The 12,222-nt window shown below is 34.7% G+C and carries 10 protein-coding genes; 6 read left to right on the forward strand and 4 right to left on the reverse strand.

Annotated elements, in window-relative coordinates:
* Positions 1–13 precede the first annotated feature (13 nt).
* From ACJJV4_RS10525 to ACJJV4_RS10540, 4 genes are all read left to right on the forward strand, one after another.
* On the forward strand, positions 14–175 hold the full coding sequence (locus ACJJV4_RS10525) for a T9SS type A sorting domain-containing protein (protein ID WP_405295397.1): 162 nt from the start codon (positions 14–16) through the stop codon (positions 173–175).
* A 120-nt stretch (positions 176–295) separates the two neighbouring features.
* Positions 296–3,700: an isoleucine--tRNA ligase gene (gene ileS, locus ACJJV4_RS10530; RefSeq protein WP_405294175.1), complete on the forward strand. Its 3,405-nt coding sequence runs from the start codon at positions 296–298 to the stop codon at positions 3,698–3,700.
* 4 nt (positions 3,701–3,704) lie between these two features.
* Positions 3,705–4,082 carry a TraR/DksA family transcriptional regulator gene (locus ACJJV4_RS10535; RefSeq protein WP_405294177.1) on the forward strand — a complete coding sequence of 126 codons (378 nt, stop codon included), beginning with the start codon at positions 3,705–3,707 and terminating at the stop codon, positions 4,080–4,082.
* A gap of 109 nt (positions 4,083–4,191) precedes the next feature.
* The gene (locus ACJJV4_RS10540) at positions 4,192–4,812 is read left to right on the forward strand and encodes a lipoprotein signal peptidase (RefSeq protein ID WP_405294179.1); all 621 of its coding nucleotides are present in this window, start codon (positions 4,192–4,194) and stop codon (positions 4,810–4,812) included.
* A gap of 13 nt (positions 4,813–4,825) precedes the next feature.
* Here ACJJV4_RS10540 and ACJJV4_RS10545 read toward each other — a convergent pair whose 3' ends face one another.
* Genes ACJJV4_RS10545 through ACJJV4_RS10560 form a run of 4 tightly spaced genes read right to left on the reverse strand, consistent with a single transcriptional unit; the run spans position 4,826 to position 7,690 of the window.
* Positions 4,826–5,389 carry a 5-formyltetrahydrofolate cyclo-ligase gene (locus ACJJV4_RS10545; RefSeq protein WP_405294181.1) on the reverse strand — a complete coding sequence of 188 codons (564 nt, stop codon included), beginning with the start codon at positions 5,387–5,389 and terminating at the stop codon, positions 4,826–4,828.
* A gap of 28 nt (positions 5,390–5,417) precedes the next feature.
* Positions 5,418–6,392: a succinylglutamate desuccinylase/aspartoacylase family protein gene (locus ACJJV4_RS10550; RefSeq protein WP_405294184.1), complete on the reverse strand. Its 975-nt coding sequence runs from the start codon at positions 6,390–6,392 to the stop codon at positions 5,418–5,420.
* Complete coding sequence (gene rimK, locus ACJJV4_RS10555) at positions 6,393–7,268, reverse strand: 30S ribosomal protein S6--L-glutamate ligase (RefSeq protein ID WP_405294186.1); 876 nt, start codon at positions 7,266–7,268, stop codon at positions 6,393–6,395.
* Entirely contained in the window at positions 7,265–7,690 is a 426-nt protein-coding gene (locus ACJJV4_RS10560; RefSeq protein ID WP_405294188.1) for an ATP-dependent zinc protease, read from the reverse strand. Before ACJJV4_RS10560 ends, rimK begins: the two co-directional genes overlap by 4 nt.
* 340 nt (positions 7,691–8,030) lie before the next feature.
* On the opposite strand from ACJJV4_RS10560, the gene uvrC reads away from it, so the two are divergent.
* Together uvrC and ACJJV4_RS10570 are read left to right on the forward strand one after the other, a co-directional pair.
* Complete coding sequence (uvrC, locus tag ACJJV4_RS10565; protein WP_405294190.1) at positions 8,031–9,830, forward strand: excinuclease ABC subunit UvrC; 1,800 nt, start codon at positions 8,031–8,033, stop codon at positions 9,828–9,830.
* 36 nt (positions 9,831–9,866) lie between these two features.
* The gene (locus ACJJV4_RS10570) at positions 9,867–12,095 is read left to right on the forward strand and encodes a patatin-like phospholipase family protein (RefSeq protein WP_405295399.1); all 2,229 of its coding nucleotides are present in this window, start codon (positions 9,867–9,869) and stop codon (positions 12,093–12,095) included.
* Positions 12,096–12,222: the final 127 nt, after the last annotated feature.

Genomic DNA, 12,222 nt, shown 5'->3' on the forward strand with positions numbered 1-12,222 from the left:
TACTAAGCTTGCTTTGGTTAACATGAGAGGTCAAACCGTTTTAGAACAACAAAACGTATCCTCTACAGAATTAAATAATGGTATTAAATTTAACAATTTAGCAACAGGAACTTATGTTGTTTGCTTAAGAACACAAGCCAATGAGGTACTTACTAAAAAAATTGTTATTAACTAATTGTTAATTTCAAATACATATTTTAAAAGACCACAACCTATGTGGTCTTTTTTTATTTTAAAAAATTAATGTTTTAAGTATAATTCCTTAAATTCGCAACCTTACAAGAATTGATGATAAATGAGCGCTAAATTTCCTGAATACAAAGGACTTGACTTACCAAACGTTGCAGACCAGATCTTAAACTATTGGCAAGAAAACAACATATTTGAAAAAAGTGTAGCAACTAGGGAGGGCAACAAGCCTTTTGTGTTTTTTGAAGGTCCACCTTCGGCAAACGGATTACCTGGTGTACACCATGTTTTAGCACGTGCTATTAAAGATATTTTTCCGAGATACAAAACCATGAAAGGTTACCAAGTTAAGCGTAAAGCTGGCTGGGACACCCACGGTTTACCTATTGAATTAGGCGTAGAAAAAGAATTAGGCATAACCAAAGAAGATATTGGTAAAACCATTTCTGTAGAAGATTATAATGCTGCTTGTAGAAAAGCAGTAATGCGTTATACAGATGTTTGGAACGACCTGACTCAAAAAATGGGTTATTGGGTAGATATGGACGATCCATACATTACTTACGAACCAAAATACATGGAAACCGTTTGGTGGTTATTAAAGGAAATATACACTAAAAATTTAATGTATAAAGGTTATACAATCCAGCCTTATTCACCAAAAGCGGGAACAGGTTTAAGCTCCCACGAAGTTAATCAACCTGGCGCTTACCAAGACGTTACAGACACCACTATAGTTGCCCAATTTAAAGCTATAGAAAGCACCCTGCCAGATTTTTTACAAAATGAAGGTGACATCCATTTTATTGCATGGACAACAACACCTTGGACATTGCCGAGTAATACCGCATTAACCGTTGGTCCAAAAATAGATTATGTTTTAGTTGAAACTTATAACCAATACACATTCAAACCTATGAATGTTGTTTTGGCAAAACCCTTGGTTAACAAACAATTTGACGGAAAGTTCAAAAGAGTAGAAGAAAAATCGGCACTTTTAGAATATAAAGATGGAGATAAAAAGATTCCTTATTTCGTTGTAAAAGAATTTAAAGGAAACGATCTTGTTGGTATAAAATACGAACAATTATTACCATATGCCCTACCAAACGACAATCCCGAAAACGCATTTAGAGTAATAGCCGGAGATTTTGTAACCACTGAAGATGGAACAGGAATAGTACACACCGCTCCAACCTTTGGTGCAGACGATGCTTTAGTTGCAAAACAAGCAACGCCGGAAATCCCGCCACTTTTAGTAAAAGATGAAAACGACAATTTAGTCCCACTTGTAGATTTACAAGGTCGATTTAGACCAGAAATGAAAGAGTTTGGTGGTAAGTATGTTAAAAACGAATATTACAACGATGGTGAAGCACCAGAGCGTTCTATAGACGTTGAACTAGCCATAAAATTAAAAGAAGAAAATAAAGCCTTTAAGGTTGAAAAATATAAACACAGCTACCCACATTGCTGGAGAACGGATAAACCAATTCTTTACTACCCATTAGACTCTTGGTTTATTAAAATTACGGATGTAAAAGGCCGTATGCACGAGTTAAACACTAGTATAAACTGGAAACCAAAATCTACCGGAGAAGGCCGTTTTGGTAACTGGATAGCAAATGCAAACGACTGGAACCTATCTCGTTCTCGTTATTGGGGAATTCCATTACCAATTTGGAGAACGGAAGACGGTAAAGAAGAACTTTGCATAGGTTCTGTAGAAGAGCTTAAAAATGAAATGACAAAAGCAGTTTCAGCTGGAGTTTTAGAAAAAGCTATTTTTGAAGATTTTGAAGTCGGAAATAACTCTGAAGAAAACTATGCTAAAATTGATTTACACAAAAACATTGTAGATGAAATTGTATTAGTTTCTGCAAGCGGACAACCTATGAAACGCGAAAGCGATTTAATTGATGTATGGTTCGATTCTGGATCTATGCCTTACGCACAATGGCATTATCCTTTTGAAAACAAAGAAAAAATTGACGGAAACAAATCGTTCCCAGCCGATTTTATTGCAGAAGGTGTCGATCAAACACGTGGATGGTTTTACACATTACACGCTATCGGAAGTATGGTTTTCGATTCTGTGGCCTATAAAAACGTAGTATCGAACGGCTTAGTGCTAGACAAAAACGGACAAAAAATGTCTAAACGTTTAGGCAATGCAGTAGATCCGTTTGAAACTTTAGGAAAATATGGTGCCGATGCAACACGTTGGTATATGATTGCTAATGCAAATCCTTGGGATAATTTAAAATTTGACTTAGAAGGTATAGAAGAAGTAAAACGTAAATTCTTCGGAACACTTTACAACACCTATTCTTTCTTTCAACTCTATGCAAATCTTGATAATTTCAACTATAGCGAAGCCGATATCCCATTAAACGAACGTCCAGAAATAGACCGATGGATTCTTTCAGAATTACATACATTAATTCAGAAAGTGGATGCTTTTTATGCTGATTACGAGCCAACAAAAGCAGCTAGAGCTATTTCAGATTTCACACAAGACTATGTAAGTAACTGGTTTGTACGTTTAAGCAGAAGACGCTACTGGAAAGGTGATTACCAAAAAGATAAAATTTCGGCATATCAAACACTTTACACCTGTATGGAAACTATTGCGAAATTAGGAGCACCAATTGCACCATTCTTTATGGATAAATTGTATTTAGATTTAAATTCAGTAACCCAAAAAGAATCTTTTGAGAGTGTACACTTATCAAATTTCCCAGTATTCAACGAGAGTTTTGTTGATAAGTCTTTAGAAAACAAAATGGAAAGCGCTCAAATTATTTCATCGTTAGTACTTTCATTACGTGCTAAAGAAAAAATAAAAGTAAGACAACCATTACAAAAAATAATGATTCCTATTGATAGTGAATCTCAAAAAAATGAAATTTTAGCGGTTGCAGACCTTATAAAATCTGAGGTTAATGTAAAAGAAATTGAAGTTTTAGAAGACGCTTCGGATATTTTGGTAAAACAAATAAAACCAAACTTTAAAGTTCTTGGACCACGTTTTGGCAAAGACATGAAGGCTGTTGCGCAATTAGTTAATAACTTCACTGCTAGCGACATAAAAGACATTGAGCAAAATGGTATTTTGGAAGTCGAAGTTAATGGAAAAAATATTACCTTAGAACGTACAGATGTTGAAATAACATCTCAAGATATTGAAGGATGGTTAGTTGCAAACGATGGGGCTTTAACGGTCGCTTTAGATGTAACAATTTCTGAAGAGTTACGCAAAGAGGGAATTGCAAGAGAGTTAATAAACCGCATACAAAATTTACGAAAAGACTCTGGTTTTGAAGTAACAGACCGTATAGATGTTACTTTTCAAAAAGATGAGCATATCGTAAAAGCCGTAGAAGCAAACCTTGCGTATATTAAGTCGGAAACTTTAACAAACGAATTAAAAATTATTGATAAATTAGAAGATGGTATAGAAATTGCTTTTGATGAAGTAAATACCAGATTATATATCCAAAAAAACTAAAACTATGGCAGAAAATACTGTAAGATATTCGGATGCTGATTTAGCAGAATTTAAAGTGCTAATAGCCGATAAGATTAAAAAAGCTCAACACGACTTAGCACTAATACAAAGCGCGTATATGAACGACCATAATAATGGTACAGAAGACACATCGCCAACGTTTAAAGCCTTCGACGAAGGTAGTGCAGTAATGAGTAAGGAATCTAACTCGCAATTGGCTATACGTCAAGAAAAATTTATACGCGATTTAAAAAACGCTCTTATACGTATTGAAAACAAAACTTATGGTATTTGTCGTGTTACAGGAAAATTAATAAACAAAAAACGTTTAGAGCTTGTGCCACACGCTACATTAAGTATCGAGGCTAAAAACATGCAATAATCGCAATTAAAATTTTATATTTGAAACGTCTCATGCTTTTATGAGACGTTTTTCATTTATATGCTTTCTGCCCTTCCTGTAAAAGGTGGCAATTTAATTAATAACACTAATGTCTTTAAAAAAATCAATCCTACTTATCGTTATACTATTATTAATCGACCAGATTAGTAAGGTATATATTAAAACACATTTTGCACTTCATGATAATGTTGAGGTGTTTAATTGGTTTAAAATCTATTTTATAGAAAACGATGGTATGGCTTGGGGCACAAAAATTAGTGATTTTATTTCTTTTATTGATGATAGAAGTGCGAAAATAGCCTTAACCCTATTTAGAATTTTTGCCATTTTCGGTATTGGTTATTGGCTAATTGATGCCACTAAAAAACAGAGCTCAAACATATTAATAACGGCTATTGCATTAATATTTGCTGGTGCCTTAGGCAATATTATAGATTCTGTATTTTATGGTGTGTTATTTGAAAGCAGTATGAACCAGGTAGCTACATTTTTACCAGAAGCAGGCGGGTACGATAACTTATTACATGGTAAAGTAGTAGATATGCTTTATTTCCCTCTATTTCAAGTCGATTTACCACAATGGCTACCCTTATACGGTGGACAACGGTTTAACTTTTTCGAACCCGTTTTTAACGTAGCCGATATGGCTATAAGTACAGGTTTTATAATGTTAATTGTTTTTAATAAGAAAGCTTTTAGCAAAAACTAAGTTAATTACGCGACTAAAACTCGTAAACACTATTAGGTGTTACGCAATAATTTAGGCGTACATCACTTTCAAAAACATCGGTAATTTCGGCGGAAGCCTCAAAAAAAGACAAGCCTATTTTAATGGTTTCGGGCTTACATTTCGCTAAAAACCTATCGTAAAAACCCTTTCCGTAACCTACGCGATTCCCAAATTTATCAAAAGCCAAAAGAGGAATAAAGACAACTTCAACCTTATCATCTAAAATCTCGATACCATCAACAGGTTCAGGAATATTATAGCTATTCTTTTTAATAACCATGTTATCGGTTAACAAAAAATGCTGCATATCACCCGTTTTAAAATCACTTTTAGAAATTAAAATGTTTTTATCTTTTCCCGATAAAATATTTAGAATAAAATCAGTATTCACCTCTTTATGTTCTTCAATAGCTAAAAAGACATGGTAAAAAGAATACTCCCAAACGGGTAAAGCTAAAAGCTGATTAGCAATAGCTAAGCTAAAATCTTCAATTTCATCTAAAGATAAATCGTTTCGAAGGTTTTTATATGTTTTTCGCAATTCGTTTTTAGTCATACCAAATCAGGTTTTGAAAACTTAAAAGTTAGTGCTTCAAAGACGTAGAAATATGAAATAAGGCATCACCTTGATACACAATTGGCGATTCGTTTACATTAATAATATACCCGGAATTTGGTGCTTTCACTAAATACTCAAATTTACCATACGGATCGGTAATATTCCCGAGCACCTCTCGCCGTTCAACATACGACCCTATGGCTACGTCTGGCTTAAACATGCCCGAATATTTTGCACGCTGCCATTTACTATCATCAATAAAAATAGTGCTTTTTTTAGGTGTAGTCGATTTAAAATTAACACCAAGCATGCCTAAATATTTCAAAACACGCTTAGACCCATTAACTCCAGCACTCGTAACAGCTTCATCAATATGATTAGATTTACCACCTTCAAAAAGCAATAAAGGCTTTCCTAACTTATAGCAAGTTGTTCTAAACGATTTTGATAAATTTTTAGAATATAAAACAAAAGGCGCTCCAAACGCTTTTGCTAAGTTATTAAGCTCAACATCTTCTTTTGTATAACGCAACTGTGGCGCATTAAATCGACCAGAGCCTCCGGTATGGAAATCTAAAATAATATCGACATGTGGTAAAATTCTATCAACTAACTTAAACGCAACACGAGCTGCTAAAGACCCTGTTGGGCTCCCTGGAAATACACGATTTAAATCTCGCCCATCGGGGAATTCTCGTTTTAAATTTATAAAACCAAAAACATTAATAACCGGAATACAAATTATGGTTCCTATTTTAGGTTTATTAATACCCTTAGCAATAAGTTGCCTTACAATTTCAACTCCATTTACCTCATCGCCATGAATTCCAGCTGTAAAAAGTACAATTGGCCCAGGTTTTTTAGCACGTGAAATTATAACCGGCACATTTACAGGTGTAGAGGTATGCAAATTAGCGACATCAAAATTAACCTCTCTGCTCTCTCCCGGACCTATATCTTCTCCTAAAATAGTTAATATGTTGTTGCTTAATTCTGGCATTTATTTTGTGTTTTTTTCAATATAAACAATAATATTTTTAGCAATATTTCTTCCTGTAGCAGCTTCAATACCTTCTAAACCAGGTGTAGAATTCACTTCTAAAAGTAATGGCCCTCGCTCCGATTGCAGCATATCTACTCCGCATACTGGCAACTTTAATGCCGTAGCCGCATTCATAGCTACCTTTAACTCATCGTGATTAAGCTTAACAATCTCTGCAGATCCACCGCGGTGCAAATTAGATCTAAACTCACCCTCTTTACCTTGGCGTTTCATAGCACCAACTACTTGGCCATCTACAACCAAAGCACGCAAATCTGCACCTTTAGCCTCAGCAATATATTCTTGTACCAAAGCACGAGCTTGCAAACCATTAAAAGCCTCTAGAACAGATTCTGCAGCATTTTTAGTTTCGGCTAAAACCACACCTAAACCCTGAGTTCCTTCCAATAATTTTATAATAACAGGTGTTCCTCCAACATGTTTAATAACACGCTCTACATCACGAGAATAATTAGTAAATACCGTTTTAGGCATACCAATTCCTGCTTTAGATAAACGTTGAAAACTACGCAATTTATCGCGCGAACGTATAATAGCGTCGGATGTTACGGTAGTAAAAACACCCATCATTTCAAACTGGCGCACTACAGCACACCCAAAGAATGTAACCGATGTTCCAATTCTAGGAATAATAGCATCAACATAATCCAAATATCGATCTTTATAAAAAATAGTTGGTCGTTCTTTTTCAATAATAATGTCGCATTTTAAAGGATCTATAACCTCTACTCTATGACCTCTTTTTTCTCCTTCTTCCACCAAACGTTCGGTCGAATACAATTGCGCATTACGCGATAAAATTACTATGTTCATTGTTTTTTCATTTTAAAAGAAACCTTTTCCAAATCCACATCAATCAAAAATTTTTGCTTTAAAAACTGTCTTCCAATCAATACCGGATATTTCATATCGCTTCTCGTGCTTAAAGTTAAGTTAATCTTGTACGTTTTACCAAAGATTACCACCTCAGATTTTACTTTATATCTATTTTCCTTAAAACCGTTACTACTTTTCACATTAGTTCGTGTAAATTCGGTAAACACAATCTCCGTATCACCAAAATTTTGATGTACATCACTACTAAAACCGCATTTTAACACATTATTTTCCTCAATTATTTCCGTACAATGTATTGCCGACGTGTAAGCCCCGCTATCCATTTTTACATCAATATTAAACAAACCTAATGCTGGAAAATCAAAAACATCGGTTCTACCTAAAATTTTTTTACTCATTTTAATATTTCAATTTGGGCGTTACCACAAGGGTCGGGCTTTCGGCAGTCGCTTTTTTGTGTTGCATAAGTGCAACCACACAAAAAGAGCTCCAACAAGGCCTCAATCCCTAACGCGGTAAAATCCGCCAACACCTATTTCATTTGCTAAACAAAACACTTCTAGTAAAATAGAAGTCATTTTTAAAAGTGGCGAAAGTATACAATTAGTCCATTCAAAAAACATTTTTAAAAAATAATTTCAATCTACAATTTAATACGCATAAGTTATAACATCTATTCTTATAAATTCGTGAGTTCACTACCTAAAAAACATCAATAAAATAATTACCTTTGAAACAATGGATACCCCTAATTTAGATATACAATTAAAAACTTTACCAAACCAACCTGGTGTTTATCAATATTTTGATAAAGATGACACTATAATTTATGTTGGTAAAGCCAAAAACCTAAAGAAAAGAGTAACCTCTTATTTCACTAAAACCCACGATAACGGTAAAACTCGAGTATTAGTAAAAAAAATAGCCAACATAAAGCACATTGTAGTCGATACAGAAACCGATGCGCTTTTGTTGGAAAACAACTTGATAAAAAAATACAAGCCGCGATACAATGTTTTATTAAAAGACGATAAATCGTACCCATGGATTTGTATAAAAAACGAACGTTTCCCACGCGTGTTTTCTACTCGCCGGGTTTTTAAAGATGGTAGCGATTATTTTGGACCATACACCAGCGGCAAAACCGTTTACACACTTTTAGATTTAATAAAAGGACTTTATAGTTTACGTACTTGTAATTATAATTTATCTCAAGAAAAGGTAAACTCCGGTAAATACAAAGTTTGTTTAGAATACCATTTAGGGAACTGCAAAGGTGCCTGTGAAAATAGAGAAACAGAAGCGCATTACAATGAAAACATAAAGGCCATAAAAGAAATTTTAAAAGGTAATTTTAAAGACTCCTTACAGCAATTTAAACAGCAAATGCGTGATCTAGCAGATAATATGCAGTTTGAAGAAGCGCATAAAATGAAGGAAAAAATCCAGGTTTTAGAAAATTACCAAGCCAAATCGACAATTGTAAATCCAAAAATCAGCAATGTTGATGTTTTTTCTATAATGAGCGACGAGGGTTTTGGTTACATCAATTTTTTACAACTATCATACGGTTCTATAATTCGCTCGCATACTTTAGAAATTAAAAAGAAACTAGACGAAACCGACCAGGAATTACTAGAGCTCGCCATTACCGAAATAAGGCAACGCTTCAACTCTAATTCTAAAGAAATTTACGTACCGTTTAAAGTTAATCTAGGAGAAAACTTAAAAGTTACAGTACCTCAATTAGGCGATAAAAAACATATTTTAGATCTATCCCTTCGGAATGCTAAGTATTTCCGAATGGAACGTTTTAAACAAATAAAAATAGTAGATCCAGATAGGCATGCCAATCGGATTATGGCACAAATGAAAGCCGATTTACGTCTTTCTGAAGAACCTCGCCACATTGAATGTTTCGATAACTCCAATATACAAGGCACAAACCCTGTGGCAGCATGCGTGGTATTTAAAGACGGTAAGCCAAGTAAAAAAGATTACCGTCATTTTAATATAAAAACTGTAGTTGGCCCAGACGATTTTGCTTCCATGGAAGAAGTGGTTTATCGCCGTTACAAACGTTTAGTAGAAGAAGAACAGCCCTTACCGCAACTTATAATTATAGACGGTGGAAAAGGCCAACTCTCATCTGCATTAAAAAGCATAGATGCCTTAGGCTTAAGACATGCCATTACGGTGATTGGTATTGCAAAACGTTTAGAAGAATTATTTTATCCAGATGATCCAATTCCATTATATTTAGATAAAAAAAGTGAAACCTTAAAAGTGATACAATTTTTAAGAAATGAGGCCCACCGTTTTGGTATAGAGCATCACCGTAATAAACGCAGTAAATCGGCCTTGAACACCGAGCTAGAAACCATTCCTGGTATTGGTGATAAAACTATTGTAGAATTATTAAAACATTTTAAATCGGCAAAACGCATAGGAAATGCCAAATTAGACGAACTGGAAGATGTAGTTGGCGTATCGCGAGCTTCAAAAATTTATACTTTTTACCATGACAAAGAAAGTTAAATCCATAATCACATAAAAGTTAAAATAAAACCATTGATAAAAAAAACCACAATATTACTTCTTATTCTGTTCATTGGCTTTTCCGCGAAAGCGCAACACAATAAAGAAAAAAACACTCCAAAAGTAGGTTTGGTATTAAGTGGTGGTGGCGCAAAAGGACTCGCGCACATTGGGGTTTTAAAAGTAATTGATAGTTTAGGCATAAAGGTAGATTATATTGCCGGCACCAGTATGGGCGCAATAATTGGAGGCCTTTACGCTTCGGGCTACTCAGGTAATCAACTCGATTCTATTTTTCACGAAGTAGATTTCGACAAACTTATTAGTGACGATTTACCGAGGGCTTCCAAGACATTTTCCGAACGCGACAATGCCGAGAGATACGCTGTAAAATTACCCTTCGATAATTTTAAAATTAAATTACCGTCGGCACTTTCTCGTGGCCAAAACACCTATAATTTATTTTCAACCTTAACGCTATCCATTAACAAAACGAACGATTTTAGTAAATTACCTATTCCGTTTTTTTGCATTGGCACAAACGTAGAAACCGGTAAGCAAGTTGTTTTACAAAGTGGTGATTTAACACAATGCATAATGGCTAGTAGTGCGCTTCCATCGCTTTACCAACCCGTTATCATTGACGATAACGTACTTATTGATGGCGGTGTAATTAACAACTACCCTATTGGAGAGTTACGCGCAAAAGGCATGGATAAAATTATTGGTGTAGATGTACAAGACGATCTACTAAACCGTAATGAGCTTACCTCGGCCCCTGATGTTTTACTGCAAATTAATAATTACAGAACAGTAAGCGACATGAAATTAAAGAGGACGCTCACCGATATTTATATTAAACCTAATATTAAAAAGTACAATGTAGTGTCTTTTAATGAAGGTCGAGAAATTATTGAAAGCGGAAAAGTAGCCGCAATACAAAACCTAGAAGCTTTTAAAGCTTTACCGCTTCGAAAAAAAGTACAGAACCTTAAAGAAAAAGTACCCGACAGTATCATTATAAATAACTTATCGGTAAAAGGCCTAAATAATTACACGCGCGCCTATGTTTTAGGAAAGTTGAAACTAAAACCTAATGAAAAAATAAGCTATACAGACTTTATAAAAGGTGTTAACAATTTGGTCGCCACCAATAATTTCGATTCTTTTCAATATAAATTAAACCATACCGGAGCTTCGGAAACTTACGATTTAGAAACATATTTAACCGAAACTAAAAACACCACCTTTTTAAAACTAGGTATTCATTTTGATGATTTATACAAAAGCGCCCTTTTAGTAAATATCACAAAAAAACGCCTGCTATTTAAAAATGATATTGCCTCTTTCGATTTTATTCTAGGCGATAACGTACGCTACAATTTCGATTATTTAATAGATAAAGGTTTTTACTGGAGTGTAGGGTTACGTTCTAGCTTTAACACATTTAACAAAAACATAAGCGCAAATTTACTGCTAGAAGATAGTGAAATAGACGCTACAGGATTAAATAAAATAGGCGTAGAACTAGACGACCAAACCAACCAGTTTTACCTACAAACCCTTTTTAGGAAAGATTTTGCTTTCAGTATAGGCGCAGAGCACAAACGTTTAGAACTTAGCTCGGAAACCTTTTTAACCGATAGCCCAGACGAGGAGTATGTATTCGAAAAAACAGATTACTTAAGTGTGTTTGGGAACTTAAAATTAGACACCTACGATAATAAATACTTCCCTAAAAAAGGCGTCTACTTTAATGGCGACTTACACATGTATTTGTTTGCCTCTAACTTCAACAAGAATTTCGATAATTTCTCGATTGCCAAAGCAGAAATGGGTTACGCCTTTAGTGCATCGCATAATTTAGCATTTAACTTAAAGACAAGCGGCGGCTTTAAAACCGGAAACAAATCTACCAAAACCTTAGACTTTGCACTAGGTGGCTACGGCAACAACCTTATAAACAACTTTATACCATTTATTGGTCACGATTTTATTTCCCTTACGGGGAATAGCTATGTAAAAGCATTTGCTAGTGCCGACTACGAAATTTTTAAAAAACACCACATCACACTCGAAGCCAACTGGGCTAACATAGATGATGATATTTTCGACTCTGGCGAGTGGTTCTCCCTTCCCGACAATAGAGGTTATGGCTTAGGCTACGCAATCGAAACCTTAATTGGGCCATTACAAGTAAAATACAGTTATGCGCCAGAGTTAGGCCAAAGTATTTGGTTCTTTAACTTAGGCTTCTGGTTTTAGCACACCAATTACGATTTATTCAAAATAAATTTCATATATCAATATATAATTCAAAAATTTACGATATTTGTGGTAATATGACACTGTTTTGGGCAAATTTACTTCAGCACCTTAATTTTCTTATCAA

Origin of the sequence: Algibacter sp. Ld11 (assembly GCF_045066735.1) — a bacterium.
GTDB lineage: Bacteria > Bacteroidota > Bacteroidia > Flavobacteriales > Flavobacteriaceae > Algibacter.